We start from the raw sequence: 18,279 nt of genomic DNA on the forward strand, positions 1-18,279 counted from the left end.
AACCGGTCGGAGGTGATCCGGCATCATTCATCATGAAGAGAAAAACTGATGACGAGATTGTTTTAGAAAGAAGCAGGCTCAAAAAACTACTGTTGATTATGAAGTTTTTAAGTATTTGTTTATTGGCGTTTTGCCTGAATGTGAGCGCCGAAGGGCATTCGCAAACGGTTAATCTGAAGGAAAAAGCGATCAGCTACAGCCAGCTTTTTCGGATGATCAATAAGCAAACCGGTTACCAGATCTTTTATCGCGCCGACGTGCTCGATAGCAAAGAGAAACTTGATGTTACAGCCGTTAATTCAAGCATCGACCATGTATTGAATGAAGTGCTGAAGAACAAGCCTGTGCAGTACAGCGTGTTCAACAAATCGATCGTCATCAAGCCGATCCCCGAACAAACGCTGGCATTCGAAAACGCCAGGTACCTGAGCATTCCCGAATCGGCTTTCGAAGTGGTAAGAGGCGTGGTTACCGATCAAAACGGGGCGCCGCTTTCCGATGTTTCTGTCTCTGTTTCGGGCACTTCGCGAGGCACGGTTTCCAACAATGATGGTAGTTTTTCGATTGATGTAAAACCGGGCGAATCGCTGGTTTTTTCGCGTATTGGCTACGAAACCGTTACCGTGACGCCTGACTTTAAGTCGGCGCTGAACATCAAAATGGTGCAGGTAGAAGATATTGGCGACGAAGTGATTGTGGTGGGTTATGGAACGCAGAAGAAAACAAATATCACCGGCGCCGTATCGACGGTCGGCGGAGAGCGGCTAGAAAACCGCCCCATTACCAACGTGGCCACGGGCTTACAAGGGGTTTCACCAGGTTTGATCATCACCAGAAATAATGGCGAGCCGGGCCGGGAAGGAATTGGCATCCAATTAAGAGGTGTAACCTCCGCCAATGGTGATGTGTCGCCGCTGGTAGTAGTGGATGGTATCAGCACCAGTATTGACGCCCTTACCCGCTTAAACCCTAACGATATCGAAAGCATTTCGGTTTTGAAAGATGCGGCTTCCGCAGCGATCTACGGTTCTCAGTCTTCGGGAGGTGTCATTGTGATTACTACCAAAAACGGAACTTCGGGAAAACCAAAGCTCAACGCCACTTCTATTTTTTCATGGAAAAAGCCGATCAACATGCCAGAGCGGATGTCGCTGATCGACGAAGCGCTGTTTGTGCGGTTAGCGCATTTCAACGCCACCGGTAACAGGAATGCAGAATACGATTCTATCGATTTGGAAAATATCCGCAACGGCGTTCCTTTTGCAAGGCCCAGGAATCCGAATACCAACAGTTTTGTTTATTACAACCAGACGCCTCCTGAGGATATTCTGCTGTACGATTATGCGCCTTCTCAAAACTATGATATCTCTTTGAGCGGTGGGACGGACAAACTAAATTACTTTTTCTCGGGTAGCCTGCTGAACGAGCAGGGTATGTTGAAAATAGGACGTGATGAATCAAAAAGATATAACGGACGTTTAAAGGTCAATGCCAAATTAACCAAACATATTTCAATTGAGACCGGCGTAGCTTATCTGAATAAATATTACGACGCTCCCGAATCGAGCGCTGCTTTGGGCGGTGATTATAGTACCGTTTACAAGATTACAAGGCTGAGGCAAAGAAACCCGCTTTACACGCCCAACGGCAATTATAAGGATGAACTTATCGCTGATCTTACGGAAGGCGGCTTTCAAACTTTTAGCGAAAACAGGTTTGATGCCAACGCGGCGTTATCCATCAAAAACCTGCTAAAAGGCCTAACCTTAAAGGCTGTAGTAGGCGCGCAGTATCGCAGAGACGATGACAGGGCGTTCAGAAGAAACGTTCAACTGTACAACACCGATACTAACATGGTAGATGTGCCCAATACAATCGTAAATAACCCCAATAGTTATTCGGAAGCCACCAGTACGATCAAAAGATCTAATATCCAATACCTCGCTTCTTACAATACTTCTTTTGGCGGAAGGCATGATATTGATGCGATCGCCGGTTATGAATTCCAGGATTACGAATTGAAAGGATTTAGCGCTTCGGCCAGCAATCTTTTTAATAATGATATTCCCGCTCTCATTCATAGCGAGCAGATCAATAGAAATAACGGACAAAGCTTCGGAGCCTTCGCTTTCCAGTCCGGATTTGGACGACTGAACTATAGCTATGCACGCCGTTATACGGTAGAGGGAACTTTCCGCTACGACCAAAGCTCTAAACTCGCTCCCGGATTCCAATCGCAATCTTTCGGCGCTGTGTCGGGAGCATGGAATATGCATAATGAAAATTGGTTTAATTTTGCCGGCAACACGATCGACCAGTTAAAGCTCAGAGCATCATGGGGCCGGCTGGGTGGCGCCCTTGGCGACGGCTTTGCAAACTTCTCGTGGGCCAATACATTGAACCTCGGTTCAGGCCTTATCCTGGGCGGGTCGAATAGCCCTTATTATTTCCAGGCCTCTATTCCTTCAGCCGTGATTACCTGGGAGAATATCGAAATGACCAACTATGGTATCGACCTGGCTTTATTCAAAAACAAGTTGACTTTTACCGGTGAATATTTTATCAAATGGAACAAAAACATGGCGGCCTCGGTTCCGGTTCCTGAAGTACTGGGCGTAAACCCTCCGAGAAAAAATATCGGTAAATTAAAGGTTTGGGGATGGGAAACCGAATTGGCTTACCGCACCAGAATCGGCAACGACTTTAATATGAATGTTGGATTTAACTTATCTGACAATCAAAATGAACTGGTTGAATTTGGTAACCGCCAGTCTGTAAGCGCAGGCCGGGTACAATTTTTAACCGGCTATCCGCTGAATACGTTTTGGGGATATCAAACCAATGGCTATTATGCCAATCAAACCGAGGCCGACCAGGCTCCTTCTTTAACCGGGAATAACAAAATAATAGGCCCCGGAGATGTGAGGTATATCGATTTAACCGGTGATGGCGCAATCAGCGTGGGCGAAGGCACCATTGAAAATCATGGCGACCTTGTCTATATCGGAACAGATGCGCCCCGTTATTCTTTTGGATTGAACCTGGGTGCCGAATACAAAGGCTTTGATTTCCAGCTTTTCCTGCAAGGTGTGGGTAAAAGAAATTTTATGCCTACGTACCTGTACTTGTCACCCTTGGGAGAGTCGTGGAGAATGCCTATGAAAATTCATGGCGATTATTGGACGCCCGAAAATCAAAATGCTTTGTTTCCAAGGCCTTTTTATCAAGCAACCCACAACTATGTTCCATCTGATAAATGGATTTTCAACGCGGCCTACATGAGGGTAAAAAACCTGCAAATCGGATACACGCTCCCTCAAAGGTTTACACAGAAGTTTGCCTGCAATCGCATGAGGGTTTTCTTTACCAGCCAGGACTTACTGACTTTCACCAAGATGAAAGGATTTGAAACAGTTTATGACCCAGAGGCCAGAAACGGTGTGATTAACGACTACCCTTATTTTGCCACCGCCAGCTTTGGCATCAACGTAACTTTCTAAATTAGTACAACATGAAAAAAATTAAGTTGAAATATTATATATCTATCGCACTCATCAGCCTTTTTGCACTTGGGAGTTGCGATGTCGAAAGATATCCTGAGCTGGATATTACCGACGATACCTACTGGAAAACAGAAACCGATCTTAAACTCGCCGCCAATTATTTTTATACATATTTGGATGGGCATAATACGGAAGAAAACTGGTCTGATAACTCCTTCGGCCAGTCAACCAATTCCATCGCGGATGGCTCGCGCATTGTGCCGAGCTCAACAGCGGAATATAATAACCCCTACACGTTAATACGCGCTACCAACAAACTTCTCGAGCAGTCCGTTAATCTGGAAGGTGTGATCAGCGATGCTGCATTAAAACGCTATCAGGCGGAAGCGCGTTTTTTCAGAGCATGGGGCTATTTTGACTTGATTCAGAAGTTTGGGAACATTCAGCTTATTCTAAAAACATTGAACGATGAATCACCCGAGCTTTATGAAAAAGCTGTTGACAGAAGTGTCATCTTTGATCAAATCTATACCGATCTCGATTTTGCTGCGGCCAATCTGCCCAAGTTTGCCAATATTCCTGACGCAGATTATGGAAGAATCGCCTATACCACCGCTTTGGGGTTGAAAGCGAGAGCGGCCTTATTTGAAGGAACCCGTTCTAAATTTCACAGCTACGGAGATCCGAATAAACACCTGACACTGGCCCGGGATGCGGCTTTGCAGGTGATCAATTCTGGTGAGCATGCGCTTTACCCCACTTATCTGGAAGCCTTCAGACCCGAAGCCGAAGGAAAAGCTAATAAAGAAACCATGCTGGTAAGGCAATATGGCATCAGCTACGACAACCGGGTTTCCACAAATACTTTTGCTCGTCAAATTGAGCAGGGACAAATTAACCCGACCAGAAGCCTCGTAGACAGCTATGTGATGAGCGACGGTTTACCGATCGACAAATCACCGCTTTATAGCACACCGACCAAGTCGGAAGATTATTTTAACAACCGGGACCTTCGCCTGCACGGCACCGTAATGAAAAGGGGTGACGAGTATACCGCTACCCAGCCAACTTTTAACACACCTAGTCTGGCTTTTAATAAACCAGGTTTTGTATTTAAAAAGTACTTCAACAAACAGGACTGGACCATTAACGCCGGTATTATGGATCGTTTTCTGATGCGGTATGCAGAAATTTTACTGACCTACGCCGAGGCGGTTTATGAATTGAACGGATCAATCAGTGATGCAGATTTAAACAAATCCATCAACTTACTGCGCGCCCGCGCCCAGGTAGCGCCATTGACCAACGCACTAGTGACCGCAAATGGACTGAACATGCGCACGGAAATACGCCGCGAAAGACGCGTAGAGTTGGCACAGGAAGGTTTCAGGTATTGGGATTTGATCAGGTGGAAAACCGCTGAAATAGAATTGCCCAAAACGGTGTATGGCAACTACCTGTTCCCTGCCGAATTTGGCACCGGCACTTCTGTTCCGGTTACCTCGGACAATATCATTATCGTTCACGACGCATCGCGCCGCGCGTTCGATCCCAATAAAGATTACTTATGGCCGTTGCCCCTCACAGAAATTGCACTGAGCCAGGGAGCGCTTACGCAAAACCCGGGTTGGGAATAGTTGCGCTTTTTGTGATACTAAAGCCAGCGTTGATGCGCTGGCTTTTTTTATGGGAATTATTATGACCCCTTCTTCATGGGCTGACTCAACATTTTGCTCATGAACTCAGGGGTAATGCCAATATAGGAAGCAATATATTTTTGAGGCAGGGTTTGTATGAGCGAAGGGTAGCGCCGGCAGAAATTGGTGTATCGCTCCGCTGCGGTCAGGCTTAATGCATCGATGAGCCTTTGCTGAAAAGTAGCCAAAGCCCGCTCTGACAAAATCCGGAAATAGCGCTCGATAGCGGGAATAGCCCTATAAAGCGCTTCCAGGTCCGCCTGCGAAATCAATGAAATTTCACTGTCTTCAATAGCGTCAATATTAAGCGCCGACGGGGTGGCGTTTAAGAAGCTTTGCATATCGGCGATCCACCATCCGGCCGGCGCGAATTGAAGAATATGCTCGGTACCGTTTTTGTCAATTGAATAGCTGCGAAGGCAACCCGAATTGATGAACGCCACCTGCTGCTGCACCTCGCCCTCCTGGTGCAGAAAGGTTTTCTTTTTTAGCCGGCGCGGTTTTAATACACCGCCAATCGTTTTTTCGTCATCAGCGGTCAGCGGCACGCGCTTTGCAATACTTTGTATAAGAAGTTCCTGATTCATACTCAATGCTTTCGTCTGATTGAATGAAACCCGATGTTAATAATTGATCAGTTGCCTTACCTTTTCATCCAATCTCGATTCGGCCATAAAGTTAGCTTCCAGATCTTTATTGAAAGGAACCGGCGTATCGAACGAGGCACAACGCATGACGGGCGCGTCCAACGCATTGAAACAATGCTCGCCAATCCAGGCGGCAACTTCTGCCCCAATGCCAGCGGTCAGCGTATCCTCGTGCAATACCAGAACCTTACCGGTTTGCGCTGCAGTCTGTTCGATGGCCTGATAGTCCAGCGGTGCGAGTGTTCTGAGATCCAGGATTTCAATCGATATATCGGGATGCGACGCTGCATATTGCTCCGCCCAAATCACGCCGAGCCCGTAGGTGATAATCGAAACATCATCACCTCTTTGCACAAACCTGGCTTTCCCTATTTCCACTTCAAACATTTCGTTGGGAACGGCATCCGAAAGGCTTCGGTATAATGCTTTATGTTCAAAAAACAGGACAGGATTGGGATCGTTGATCGCTGCGATCAAAAGGCCTTTCGCGTCGCGCGGTGTTGAGGGGTACACTATTTTTAAACCCGGCACATGTGCAAACCAAGCTTCGGTGCTTTGGCTGTGAAAAGGGCCTGCGCCCACGCCGCCTCCGGTTGGCAGGCGCAAAACCACATCGGCCTGCTGGCCCCATCGATAATGCGCTTTTGCCAGATTGTTAACGATTTGATTAAATCCCATACTTACAAAATCTGCAAACTGCAGCTCCACCACCGATTTATATCCTTCGAGCGACAACCCCAGCGCAGCGCCGATAACCGCACTTTCGCAAATCGGCGTGTTCCTTATTCGGTCTTTTCCAAAAATTTCGAACAAGCCTTCTGTTACTTTAAAAGCGCCGCCATAAGCAGCAATATCCTGGCCCATCACAATTAGCCGGTCATTTTCTTTCAGCGCTTGATGCAGCGCTTCTTTGATGGCGGCTATAAATTTCTTTTCAGCGATATTGTTTTCGTCCACATTTAGCAAAATTTCGCTTTGCTGATGCGGCACAAAAATATCAGCGGCCTCAGCTTCAGCATTGATAGCAACAGGCAAGGCGCTAGTCTTTGCCAGTGCCAGTTCCTGTTCCACGTCTGCGGATAACTGCTCCTTCATTTTTAATATTCCTTCTTCATCGATCGCCCGCTGCTCCATTAAAAATTTTTCAAAACACAGCACGGGATCTTTCTTTTCCCAAAGCGCAAATAATTCCTGCGGGATATATTTTGTGCCGCTCGCCTCTTCGTGGCCGCGCATGCGAAATGTGGTGCATTCGATCAGGTAAGGTTTTTGATTTTTTATGCAATAAGCCCTTACGCCTTTAATCGTTTCATAAACAGACAAAATATTATTACCATCAATCACCACTGATTCCATACCGTATCCTTTCGCCCGATCAGCAAGCTGAATGCAGCGGTATTGCTCGCTGGTAGGCGTGCTCAGCGCATAACCATTATTTTCTATTAAAAAAATAACGGGCAAATCCCATACCGATGCCATATTGAGCGCCTCGTGAAAATCGCCTTCGCTGGTGCCGCCCTCACCCGTAAATACCAGTGTGGCCTTGTTTTCGCTTTTTAACTGATGGGCCAAAGCCACGCCATTGGCGACGGCGAGCTGCGGGCCCAAATGTGATATCATGCCGCAAATATGATGTTCACGGCTGCCGAAATGAAAGCTGCGCTCACGGCCTTTGGTATAACCGTTTTGATTACCTTCCCATTGATTGAAAAGTTTATGCAAAGGCAATTTCCGGGTTGTAAAAACACCCAGGTTCCGATGCAGCGGCAAGATCCATTCGTCTTGCTGCATCGAAAGCGCGGCGCCAACGGCAATCGCTTCCTGACCAATGCCCGAAAACCATTTGCTTATTTTACCCTGCCTTAACAGCACCAGCATTTTTTCTTCGATCAGCCTGGGGTAAACAAGGCTGCGGTACATTTGTACCAATTGCGCATTGGAAAAACTTTTTCGCTCGAATTGCATGATACAAACCTAGGTTTTTTAAACGATCGCAAATCGCCAATGGTATAGAAATTGTATTAATACGTCGTAATTATTGTATTTTGCGATACCGTATATGAAAAAACTTCTACCTCTTGCTTTTACACTTTTTGTGCTGCATAGCGAGCTTCATGCTCAGTACCAAATAGATCGATACGATACGAGTTATTATATTTCCTATCGCGATAAAATTACATTGGGCGCTTTATTCGTAAAAAAAAGTACCGCTTTTAAAATGAATGCGCCTGATGCCGGCCACGCGTTTCGGTATCTTTCTAACAGCCCGGGCAGATTTGGCTTTTCGGCCGGCCACGATTTTTTAACCTTATCGGGAACCTTTGGTGTTGGCAAGCTTGACCCTTCCTATACGGACGACAAAGGAAAAACAAAACAGCTCAACCTGCAACTGAGCGTTACGGGCCGCAAGATCCTGGCTGATATTTATTTTCAAAAGTATAAAGGGCTTTTTGTGGGAACTGATAATAGCGCGCTTTACACCCGGGGCAATTATTATGTGCGTCCCGACATTGAAACAGAGCTTTATGGAACCACCGTTACTTTAATAGATAAGAGCCGCCGGTTTACAGCGCAGGCTCCGTTTTTGCTGGATGCCCGGCAGAAAAAGTCGGCAGGATCCTTATTATACGGAGGAGAATTTTTTTATGGCAAAGCTAAAGGCGACAGCGCGTTTATCCCCTCCGCGCTGGCGGCTGAATACCCTCATGCCAATGTGCGCGAACTTAGTTTTATCACCTTCGGGCCAGGCCTGGGATATGGCTACACTTTTGTCGCCAAAGAGCACTTGTTTGCGACAGCCATGGCTTCGCTTAATGCGGACGTTAGCTATATTAAAGAATGGGACACTGATAATCAACTGGGAACAACCTGGAAGTTTAACCCCAATTTTAAAGCCAAGGGCGCCATTGGTTATAATGCTGATCGTTGGGGCATCGCGTTGTCGTATGTTTCGAACCGCTTATTTTTTAAAGCCTCAGAAACCGATGCGCGTTATTTAAACTACAATGACAATTACAAGCTGATGTATGTAAGGCGTATCAACGCAGGCAAAACGGTTCCTAAAATTACCGGCTTTGCTAAAAAAATCATCAACAAGGTGGGCCTTGGCTTTTTAGTAAATTAGCTAAACGACAACGAGCTCATAGAAATCATCCTCCACTAAATATTTTGTGGCCGTTTCCTGCAGGGTTGCTGCCGAGATGTTTTTGATATTTGAAATATACTTTTCGAAGAAGTCTTCCTCCAATTCATTCAAGATAATATTCTTCCAGCGGGCAATAATTTGGAAAGGCCCGTCAAGATCGTTCAAAATCGAACCCATCATAAAGTTTTTCACCAACATCAATTCTTCTTCATCGATAGGCTCCTCACGCAACAGCGCCATTTCTTTATACACTTCGCTGATGGTGGCTTCGCTCACGTCGCGCCCGGCCTCTGTGGTTATCATCCAGCCGTTTTCATGCCTGTTACCCATCAGGTAGCTATGAATGCCATAAGTATATCCCTTATCCTCGCGGATATTGGCCATCAGCCGGCTTCCAAAAAAACCACCAAATAAAATATTCAACACCTGCGCACTCAAAAAATCAGGATGCTTCCGGTTCACAAAAGGCCTCACCATTCTTATAGAACCCTGCGAACTCTTTTCATCATTGATGAGGCGGTGTTTTTTATGCAGATGAGGATGAACCGCATGCAGCTTTGGCTCCGGCTTTTGGTTATCAAAATCTCCAAAATATTTTTCAAGCAGCGCAAAAAGATTGGCCGGCAGCTTGCCTGCTACAAAAATTTTGAAGGCGCCTCGTTTATAATATTGTTCATAAAAGTTGATGAGATCTTCCCGCGTTAATGCGTCAAAATCTTCATAACGGCTAAATTGTCCATACGGATGTTTTTCACCGAACAAATAACTGTCAATCAGCCGGCCGGCAACAAAGCTGCTCTTTTTGAGGTTTACTTCCAGCTTTTGCTTCATATTCTGAACAGAAATATCCATCTCTGTTTGCAACATGGCCGCTTCCGAAAAAATCTCCCGCACCACGGGCAACACGGCTTCAAGATGTTTCGATAAAGTATGCAGCGTCACATTCGCAAACTCAGCGCCGCAATTCCGGTTGAGATAAGCGCCATAATATTCAAAATGCTCATTGATGTCGAAGGCCGTTTTGGAAGTGGTTCCATTTTTCAACAAAAAATTAGTAAGCGCTGCTTCGAGGTTTTTCCCGTCGTACCAATTGCCGGCTTCGAAATACCATTCTATTTGCAGCACGTCCTCGGCGCCGGCGTTTACTGCATAAACATCCACACCATTTTTCAAAGTATATTTTTGATAGGGCTGAAGCTGAAGATTAAAATTTACGGCATCCACAATGGATGGCGCGACCGTTCTGTTGAGCATGTATCTATAGAAATTAAGGGAGCAAATATAACGGATAGTTCATAGCATTGGGCCTGTAATGAATGTCATTTGATCAAAGCAAGGCTTATTCATCACATTTTAACAGCATTTCATCACATTCGCAGCGGCTGCGCGCCATTTAGATTTTAATCTTGCATTACAAAAGACAAATATGAAAGCCAGAGAAATATATAACAAAATTGAGTTTTGGATCGCCACAGCCGTTGCCGCAGGCCTGTTCCTTGGATTACTGATCGAAAGCAAAAACGCCGGGGGGCATCAACCTTTCTGGTTTTCAGAATATGATATACAATACGACTTTTACAAGCACTTCTTTTTGCCTGCAACCGCACTGATTATTATTTATTACGCCGCATTTATTTTCTTAACGCGGTTTGTAGATGAGAAAAGAGATGACTGGGCTAAAGCCGGAAGTTTCTTTGGGACATACCTCATAGTGGCTACCTTGGTCGCGGTCAGCAACACTTATCTTGACGGTTGGAAGTTTGGAAAATTTAATTCAAAAGACGAGTTGTACAACGACATTTTTGTGGATAGCTTTACTACAGTTGCTATTATTTTTATTCTGTACATTGTTTACTATCTGCTGAAAGAATTGCTGTTTGCGGCATTAGCCCGCCAGCCCAAAGCCCGCCGGAATACTAAAAAGGTGTGGAGCGTGGTATTAGCCGTGGCTTCATGGGTGGCCCTTATGATAATTTTTGGCGGCAACAATGAGCCGGGCGGCGTAGCTGTTTTTGGCGTCGGCATTCCCTACATCGCTTTGCTCGTGTGGCTCCACATGCGCTACCTGTTGCCTCATGCCGGCAACAAGCCGTATAAAAACAAGACCTATTGGGTACGGGCGTTGCTGATTACTTTTTTAATGAGCGTGCTGGCGGGAGCCATTTGTATGGGCATTGTAGGCAGCAACGATTTCGCCCCTCCTTTTTTCCTGTTCTTTTTTCTGACGCTTTTTGTGGCGCTGCCGCTGATTTTATATATCTCGCGCAATAGGAGCGAAAAAGCTGTGCTACAGTCGGCGCTGGGATCTTCGCAGGCCAATCTCAGCTTTCTTCGATCGCAAATAAATCCGCACTTTCTTTTTAATGCATTAAATACTTTGTACGGCACCGCCTTACAGGAAAATGCTGACCGCACGAGCGAAGGAATCCAAAAACTGGGCGACATGATGCGCTTTATGTTGCACGAAAACCTGCAGGACAAAATTGCTTTAGCGAGAGAAATAGACTACCTGAGCAATTATATCGACCTTCAAAAACTGAGGTTGGCCACATCGCCTCATCTGGTCTTGCAAACCAATATTGAACAGCAGGTGAACCGGCTTGACATTTCGCCGATGTTGCTGATCCCTTTTGTTGAAAATGCTTTCAAACATGGCATCAGTCTGCAACAGCCCTCTTATATCAACATTTCATTGCACACCAAAGAGCGGATGTTATACTTTGATGTAACCAACAGCGTGCATCCAAAAAACGAATACGATCCGGAGAAAATGAAAAGCGGCATCGGCCTGATCAACGTAAAACAAAGGCTGGCTTTACTTTATCCTAAAAAGCATGAACTGATCATTCGGGAAAGCGCCAAAGAATTTTTTGTACATCTGACCATACAGCTCTAAACGCCCTTCGTGCCAAACCAATTAAAAGATATAATAATGCCCTGGTCTTTAAGTTTACTTTTTATACTGTTTTGTTTTGCTTCCTGCGATGACAATTATATCACGCAAACCGAAACCCGTACCGTACGCTCGGGGCGCGTAAAAACAGAAACCGTCATCATTAAAAAATTAAGAAAAAAAGATAAAAAGCCTGTATCTGTGCTGACGCGATCCTCAACACCACATGCCGCCTCGCAATCGTTGGACAGCCTCTACTATGATGACCAGGGCAGGCATGTGCTCACCAGGACTTTTCGCAAGGAAAACGGAAACTGGACTCCAATCAGCGCCGTGAAGCCCTGACAAATCAGTAACTTTAATGGATAATTATTTATAGTGATTGCAATTGCAGTAGACGACGAACCCATTGCGCTGGAAGTTATTAAAAGCCACGCCGCCAAAGTCCCTTTCATTGAGCTGAAAGCTACGTTCACCAATGCCTTTGATGCTTTAAGTTTCCTGCAAAAGCAGAAAGCCGACCTTTTATTTTTAGACATTAAAATGCCCGATATCAGCGGCATCGAATTTTTCAAATCGCTTTCCTCGCCGCCCATGGTCATTTTCACCACGGCTTATAGCGAACACGCCGTAGAAGGCTTTGAAGTGGCGGCGGTAGATTATCTGCTTAAACCGTTCTCGCTTGCGCGGTTTTTAAAAGCCTGTACCAAAGCCAACGAGCTCCTGCTGCTTAAAGCCGGCGCCACTTCTGGCGATGATTATATTTTCTTGAAAGACGGCTATGAGCAGGTTAAAATTATGCTGAAAGATATACTTTATATCGAAGCTTCAGGCAACTATCTGAACGTTGTGCTGACAGATCATCAAAAGGTAATGACCCGGTCGACCATCAACGATATTTTGACGCTGCTTCCTGAAAGTAGCTTTACAAGAATCCACCGAAGCTTTATCGTTGCAAATGATAAAGTCGATAAGTTCAGTAAACAGGCGGTGTTGATCGGACTTACTGAAATTCCGATTGGTAATACTTATCAGTTTTTTGCAAAGTAAAACAGCAGGTTGCTGTTTTCCGGGCGAAATATATCGATGGCTGCGTTGCGAATATCCGCCACGGTCACGTCTGCATATTTCTGAAATTCAGTATTCATCATATTGGCGTCGCCCAGCAGCTCATAAAAAGCCAGGCTGGTAGCGCGGTTCAAAACGCTCATATCTTCGAAAGCCAGCATACTTTCTGTTTTATTTTTTACTTTTTGAAGCTCTTCGTTTGATATAGCCGCCTCCTTCATTTCTGCTATGATAGCTTCGACCGCCGCATCGGCATCCTCTAATTTTACGCCTTTTACCAATTTACCTTCGATACACAAAAGCCCCGGATCAAGGCTTCCGAAGTGATAACATTGAATATTGACAAACAATTGTAACTGCTTTACCAGTTTGTGATACAAGCGTGAAGATTCGCCGCCCCCCAAAATATCGGTTAGTAAATCCATTGCATGATATTGCGGGCTCAGCCGGCCGCCCACATGCCAGGCTTTATAATACGCATCCAGCGGCACTTCGGCCTTTTTTTCAGCCACTCTTTGCTCAAGTTGCTTTTCTTCAACCGGCAGATGGCGCGCCAGTTCCTGACCAGGTTCGATATTTCCAAACCACTTTTCGGCCAGCGCCTTAACATGAGCTGTAGTAACATTCCCCGCCACCACCATAATGGCGTTATTAGGCCTGTAATGATTAAAAAAGAAATTTTTTACGTCGGCGAGTTGAGCATTTTCTATATGCGAAAGCTCCTTTCCAATGGTCATCCATTTATAAGGATGCTTTTGATACGCCAGTTCGCGCAGCTTAAACCAGGCGTCTCCGTAAGGCTTATCAATATAATGTTCTTTAAATTCTTCACAAACCACTTTACGCTGTACTTCTAGGCTCTTCTCATCGAAAGCGAGCGATAGCATGCGATCGCTCTCGAGCCAAAAAGCGGTCTCCAGGTTTTCAGCCGGAAGGGAAATATAATAATTGGTTAAATCGTTGGTGGTATAAGCATTATTTTCTCCTCCTGCCATTTGAAGCGGCTCGTCGTAGTCGGAAATGTTTATGGATCCGCCAAACATTAAATGTTCAAAAAGATGGGCAAAGCCCGTTTGATCAGGGTTTTCATCGCGCGCGCCCACATCATATAAAATATTCATCACGGCCAGCGGTGTAGACGCATCCTGGTGCACGATCACCCTCAAGCCATTTTCCAATACAAATTTTTCAAACTGAACCATCCTGCGAAAGTAAGACGATTTCTGATTGCGGCCATACAAATAGGTTTAATGGGATGGCAGATTGTTTAACGGATCGCGGGGCGCACCTACGCGGATCTGATACCCGTCGCGAAAATGGTTGGGCAATGTTTGATTGGGTATCGCTTTCCCATTCAAAATATTAATAACCTTCATTTTTTTCACCAGCACGGAATCCTGTCGGTTTACAATCACTTCCACAGGCCCATAAGTAGATTGAAGCGCATGTTTTAAATCGTTGAGCGACATGCCAAATTTTTTATTGACGGCGATGACTTCGTCGCCGGCCAAAAGCCCCGCTTTATCGGCGGGCGAGGATTTTGGAATATCCCCAATCACAATCCTTCCGTTTATCTGATACAGCTCCACCCCCGAGTAGGCGTAGTCAAAAGGATCCTTAAAAAATTTGTTGGGCGTTAAATGTATCTGCCGGCTTTTATAATTCAAAATACAATTAAACCTCCTGAAGATGTCGTTACCAATAATGCCGCCGATCTGCGGATAGGAAGTAATATTGTGCTCATCATCAAAAATATTAATCGGGACATTCCTGAATTTGTAAGGGCCTATTTTAAGACTTTTCATAACACTGAAGTCAAATGTTACCCGGCCACCGAGGCCTTCTCCCTGTTTGAGATATCGTTTCCGTTTCGATTTTTGGAATTTTTTTTCCTGCATATAGTCTTCTGAAAACAGCACGGTGAGCCCGGCGCCAATATCAAACAAATAATTAAAATCGTGCTCGGTAGCGTCGCGCACTTCGGCAGCCAGGTAAGGAATTGTGGTTAGCCGCGGCCGCATGGTGAAGCCGCCGCGCGGATACCGGATCGAGCCATTGGTGCAAAAGGTGAGCACATGCGCTTCGTAATCGATCTTCAAAATAAACCTGCTTAAAACCGCGTAGCCCACGATGCCGTCTATCTTTTCCCCGTAAAGCGCAGAAAGCACGTCATAATCGATCACATGAAAATTCAGGCTGTCAACCGGCAGGTTATTAATGGTAAGCGTCCGATTCTTTAAAAACCCTACCCGGCGAATACCGCCAATCCCCCTGATCAGCCGCTCGGGCTCGGGCGGCTGTAGGCCGAGCTGCGCCACGGTTGTTGAATCGAGCGAAATACCGCCACTACCCGTATCAAGAATAAAAGACAACGAATCGGGAAACTGGTCCAGCAAGGCTTTAAACACGATGACGCCGCCGGTAAATTGCGTAAAGTGTACCTTCGTTAATTCGCGGCTTGGAGGGTCAATAAATTCTTCCTGCGATCGGGCGAAGCGGGCTATGAGTAAAATCAGTATCAGAAAAACTACTTTTTTCATCGCAAAAATCGTACTTAAAGATACTGCTTTAAAAAACACCTTCCGGCATTTTCGCCATAGGCTATAGCAGTGCGGCGGCACGTCTTTGACAAATATTCAAACAGTGCGGCTTGATTATCTTCACTACTTTATTGTCACCCCCGCTTTCCGTACCTTTGCTTATAATTTCTTTTCCGACTATGGATTTAAATGATCTCTATAAGAAAGCGTCCGCTTTCGCGTTTTTAAGTGTAGAAGAAGGTGTTTTTTTATACCATAATGCTCCATTGAGCGAGTTGATGCTGATCGCTGATGAACTGCGAAAAAAGCAGGTGCCGCATGGCAAAGTTACCTGGCAGATCGACCGCAATGTCAACACCACAAACGTGTGTATTGCCAATTGCAAGTTTTGCAATTTCTTCCGAATCCCCGGCCACGCAGAAGCCTATATCACGGATATGGACACTTACCGGAAGAAAATTGAAGAAACCATAAAATATGGCGGGGACCAGTTGTTGTTGCAGGGCGGGCATCATCCCGATTTAGGATTAAAATATTATGTCGATACATTCAAAGAAATAAAATCAGAATTCCCTGATATCAGGCTGCATGCTTTAGGCCCGCCAGAAGTGGCTCATATTACCAAACTTGAAAAAAGCACGCATCACGAAGTTTTAAAGGCGCTGAAGGAAGCCGGGATGGATTCGCTGCCCGGGGCAGGCGCGGAAATTTTGATTGATCGTGTGCGCCGCCTGATCAGTAAAGGCAAATGCGGCGCGCAGGAATGGCTCGACATAATGCATGAAGCCCACAAACTCGATATTACCACTTCCGCCACAATGATGTTTGGGCATGTGGAAACCATTGAAGAAAGGTTTGAGCACCTTGTTAAAATACGTGAAGTGCAAAGCCGCAAGCCCGAAAACGCAAATGGTTTTCTTGCTTTTATTGCGTGGACTTTTCAGGATGTGGACACCCTGCTCACCCGGATTCGCGGCGTACACAACCTCACTACCGCCGAAGAATATATAAGAATGGTTGCGCTGAGCCGCATCATGCTGCCCAATATAAAAAACATACAGGCCAGTTGGCTAACCGTGGGGAAGCCTACGGCACAGCTTTGTTTGCATGCGGGGGCTAACGACTTTGGTAGTATTATGATCGAAGAAAACGTGGTGAGCGCAGCCGGCGCACCGCACAGGTTTACCTATAAGTCTATCCAGGATGCGATCAGGGATGCCGGCTTTGAGCCCCAGTTGCGCAACCAGCTTTATCAGTGGCGCGCGATCCCTGAAACGATCGAGGAGCAGGTCGTTAATTATTAGGTAGGCCAGTAAATGGCAGAAACGCAAGTGAGCCCGTTAGCGCCTGCAAAGCTTAACGCCTGATTCATGATCCGGAATGGCGTGGCAAGAATATTGATAGTATTTCCTTCATTGGTTCAATAATAAACAGAATTGGATTGCCATGTAATTTAAAAGGATGGAACTATGCAAACAACGAAGAAAAAAGTAGTAGTGATTGGCGGCGGCTTCGCAGGTGTAAATTTTGTAAAGCAGTTAGCCAAAAACGAAAGTTTTGAAATTACACTGGTTGATCTCAATAATTATAATTTCTTCCCTCCGCTTTTATACCAGGTAGCTACCGGGTTTTTGGAGCCTTCAAGCATTAGTTATCCGTTCCGGAAATTTTTAAGGCACAGAGATAATGTTCGTTTTCGCATGGCCGCATTACAACAGGTGGTTGCGGCCGAAAACAAAGTCATCCTGTCAAACGGCGAATTGCACTATGATATACTGGTAATGGCTACAGGAGCTGCAACCAATTATTTCGGCATGGAGAATGTAAAAAAACATGCCATTCCGATGAAAACATTAAGTGATGCATTGGCGATGCGGAACCTTTTGCTAAACCGGCTGGAGGAAGCAACCCGCGTTGCGGATGTGGAAGAAAAGAAAAAATTGCTCACGATTGTGGTGGCAGGTGCGGGGCCTACCGGCGTCGAAGTTTCGGGGATGTTTGCCGAAATGCGGCAAAGCATTATCCGCAAAGACTATCCCGAATTGGGAAAAGGTTTCAGCGATATTATTCTTGTAGATGGAGGCGACGCAGTGTTAGGGCCAATGTCAGTTGAGTCGCAGCATTATTCAAAAACATCGCTCGAAAAATTGGGTGTAAAAGTGCTATTGCAAACGCGGGTAAAAGATTTTGATGGTGAAACAGTGACTTTAACCGATCATGAAACGATCACCATCAAAACACGAAACCTGATCTGGGCCGCCGGTGTGTCGGCAATTGCGTTTGAGGGCATTCCCGCAGAAAGCCTGGGGCCTGGCAAACGCATGACCGTTGATGCCTTTAATAAACTCATTGGTTCAGAAAATATTTACGCCATTGGCGACACCTGTTTTCAAACGACTGACGCGCAATTTCCCAAGGGCCATCCGCAAGTGGCACAAGTGGCCATACAGCAGGGCAAATTATTGGCAAAAAATTTATCCCGGAATGAAGCAGACAGGAAAGCCTTTGTTTATAACGATAAAGGTTCGATGGCCATTATTGGCCGCAACAAAGCAGTCGCAGATATTCCCAAACCCAAATTCCATTTCAACGGCTTTTTGGCCTGGGCAGTTTGGCTGTTTATACACGTTATGTCGCTGCTCACGGTCAAAAACCGGCTGCGCACGTTTGGCAACTGGGTGATTGCTTATTTTAGCAAAGATCAATCCTTCCGCATGATCATACAACCGCAGGATAAGGATAAAGCTCCCAGCCCATAATTTATGGGCGAAGCCGGATTTCATTTT

General features: G+C 45.7%; 13 protein-coding genes. 8 read left to right on the top strand and 5 right to left on the bottom strand.

Annotation, left to right across the window (positions count from 1 at the left end; all coding sequences use genetic code 11):
* The first annotated feature begins 32 nt into the window (after nucleotides 1–32).
* Nucleotides 33–3,500, top strand: a complete 3,468-nt coding sequence (locus tag ABDK00_RS17805) for a TonB-dependent receptor (RefSeq protein ID WP_346235977.1) — start codon at nucleotides 33–35, stop codon at nucleotides 3,498–3,500.
* Nucleotides 3,501–3,511: 11 nt separating this feature from the next.
* Complete coding sequence (locus ABDK00_RS17810) at nucleotides 3,512–5,140, top strand: RagB/SusD family nutrient uptake outer membrane protein (protein ID WP_346235976.1); 1,629 nt, start codon at nucleotides 3,512–3,514, stop codon at nucleotides 5,138–5,140.
* Nucleotides 5,141–5,199: 59 nt separating this feature from the next.
* Here the strand turns inward: ABDK00_RS17810 and ABDK00_RS17815 are convergent, their stop codons facing one another.
* Complete coding sequence (locus ABDK00_RS17815) at nucleotides 5,200–5,787, bottom strand: Crp/Fnr family transcriptional regulator (protein ID WP_346235975.1); 588 nt, start codon at nucleotides 5,785–5,787, stop codon at nucleotides 5,200–5,202.
* Nucleotides 5,788–5,823: 36 nt separating this feature from the next.
* Nucleotides 5,824–7,812, bottom strand: coding sequence for a dehydrogenase E1 component subunit alpha/beta (locus tag ABDK00_RS17820; protein ID WP_346235974.1), 1,989 nt, complete (start codon nucleotides 7,810–7,812; stop codon nucleotides 5,824–5,826).
* Nucleotides 7,813–7,906: 94 nt separating this feature from the next.
* On the opposite strand from ABDK00_RS17820, the gene ABDK00_RS17825 reads away from it, so the two are divergent.
* A complete protein-coding gene (locus ABDK00_RS17825; protein WP_346235973.1) occupies nucleotides 7,907–8,971 on the top strand; it encodes a DUF4421 family protein in 1,065 nt (354 codons plus the stop codon).
* Here the strand turns inward: ABDK00_RS17825 and ABDK00_RS17830 are convergent, their stop codons facing one another.
* Nucleotides 8,972–10,246, bottom strand: a complete 1,275-nt coding sequence (locus ABDK00_RS17830) for a pitrilysin family protein (RefSeq protein ID WP_346235972.1) — start codon at nucleotides 10,244–10,246, stop codon at nucleotides 8,972–8,974. It lies immediately after the preceding gene.
* Nucleotides 10,247–10,418: 172 nt separating this feature from the next.
* On the opposite strand from ABDK00_RS17830, the gene ABDK00_RS17835 reads away from it, so the two are divergent.
* The 3 genes from ABDK00_RS17835 to ABDK00_RS17845 are packed head-to-tail and all read left to right on the top strand — an operon-like array spanning nucleotide 10,419 to nucleotide 12,935.
* The gene (locus ABDK00_RS17835) at nucleotides 10,419–11,888 is read left to right on the top strand and encodes a sensor histidine kinase (RefSeq protein ID WP_346235971.1); all 1,470 of its coding nucleotides are present in this window, start codon (nucleotides 10,419–10,421) and stop codon (nucleotides 11,886–11,888) included.
* Nucleotides 11,889–11,924: 36 nt separating this feature from the next.
* Nucleotides 11,925–12,230, top strand: a complete 306-nt coding sequence (locus ABDK00_RS17840) for a hypothetical protein (protein ID WP_346235970.1) — start codon at nucleotides 11,925–11,927, stop codon at nucleotides 12,228–12,230.
* 33 nt (nucleotides 12,231–12,263) lie between these two features.
* Nucleotides 12,264–12,935 (top strand): LytTR family DNA-binding domain-containing protein, encoded by a 672-nt coding sequence (locus ABDK00_RS17845; RefSeq protein ID WP_346235969.1) that lies wholly within the window; start codon nucleotides 12,264–12,266, stop codon nucleotides 12,933–12,935.
* Here the strand turns inward: ABDK00_RS17845 and ABDK00_RS17850 are convergent.
* Together ABDK00_RS17850 and ABDK00_RS17855 are read right to left on the bottom strand one after the other, a co-directional pair.
* Entirely contained in the window at nucleotides 12,917–14,155 is a 1,239-nt protein-coding gene (locus ABDK00_RS17850) for a pitrilysin family protein (protein WP_346235968.1), read from the bottom strand. The two genes, ABDK00_RS17845 and ABDK00_RS17850, sit on opposite strands and share 19 nt — an antisense overlap.
* Before the next feature lie 45 nt (nucleotides 14,156–14,200).
* Entirely contained in the window at nucleotides 14,201–15,493 is a 1,293-nt protein-coding gene (locus ABDK00_RS17855) for a retropepsin-like aspartic protease (RefSeq protein ID WP_346235967.1), read from the bottom strand.
* Between the two features lie 179 nt (nucleotides 15,494–15,672).
* Here ABDK00_RS17855 and mqnC point away from each other — a divergent pair, with 179 nt between their 5' ends.
* Nucleotides 15,673–16,797 (top strand): cyclic dehypoxanthinyl futalosine synthase, encoded by a 1,125-nt coding sequence (gene mqnC, locus ABDK00_RS17860; RefSeq protein ID WP_346235966.1) that lies wholly within the window; start codon nucleotides 15,673–15,675, stop codon nucleotides 16,795–16,797.
* A 165-nt stretch (nucleotides 16,798–16,962) separates the two neighbouring features.
* Nucleotides 16,963–18,252, top strand: a complete 1,290-nt coding sequence (locus ABDK00_RS17865; protein WP_346235965.1) for an NAD(P)/FAD-dependent oxidoreductase — start codon at nucleotides 16,963–16,965, stop codon at nucleotides 18,250–18,252.
* The last annotated feature ends 27 nt before the right edge of the window (nucleotides 18,253–18,279 follow it).

This window comes from Niabella insulisoli (assembly GCF_039652435.2).
Classification (GTDB): Bacteria; Bacteroidota; Bacteroidia; order Chitinophagales; family Chitinophagaceae; genus Niabella; species Niabella insulamsoli.

Coding starts and splice junctions, on each gene's coding strand:
- ABDK00_RS17820 (WP_346235974.1), bottom strand. CDS start 7,812: ATGCAATTCGAGCGAAAAAGTTTTTCCAATGCGCAATTGGTACAAATG.
- ABDK00_RS17830 (WP_346235972.1), bottom strand. CDS start 10,246: ATGCTCAACAGAACGGTCGCGCCATCCATTGTGGATGCCGTAAATTTT.
- ABDK00_RS17805 (WP_346235977.1), top strand. CDS start 33: ATGAAGAGAAAAACTGATGACGAGATTGTTTTAGAAAGAAGCAGGCTC.
- ABDK00_RS17815 (WP_346235975.1), bottom strand. CDS start 5,787: ATGAATCAGGAACTTCTTATACAAAGTATTGCAAAGCGCGTGCCGCTG.
- ABDK00_RS17825 (WP_346235973.1), top strand. CDS start 7,907: ATGAAAAAACTTCTACCTCTTGCTTTTACACTTTTTGTGCTGCATAGC.
- ABDK00_RS17865 (WP_346235965.1), top strand. CDS start 16,963: ATGCAAACAACGAAGAAAAAAGTAGTAGTGATTGGCGGCGGCTTCGCA.
- ABDK00_RS17810 (WP_346235976.1), top strand. CDS start 3,512: ATGAAAAAAATTAAGTTGAAATATTATATATCTATCGCACTCATCAGC.
- ABDK00_RS17850 (WP_346235968.1), bottom strand. CDS start 14,155: ATGGTTCAGTTTGAAAAATTTGTATTGGAAAATGGCTTGAGGGTGATC.
- ABDK00_RS17840 (WP_346235970.1), top strand. CDS start 11,925: ATGCCCTGGTCTTTAAGTTTACTTTTTATACTGTTTTGTTTTGCTTCC.
- ABDK00_RS17835 (WP_346235971.1), top strand. CDS start 10,419: ATGAAAGCCAGAGAAATATATAACAAAATTGAGTTTTGGATCGCCACA.
- mqnC (WP_346235966.1), top strand. CDS start 15,673: ATGGATTTAAATGATCTCTATAAGAAAGCGTCCGCTTTCGCGTTTTTA.
- ABDK00_RS17855 (WP_346235967.1), bottom strand. CDS start 15,493: ATGAAAAAAGTAGTTTTTCTGATACTGATTTTACTCATAGCCCGCTTC.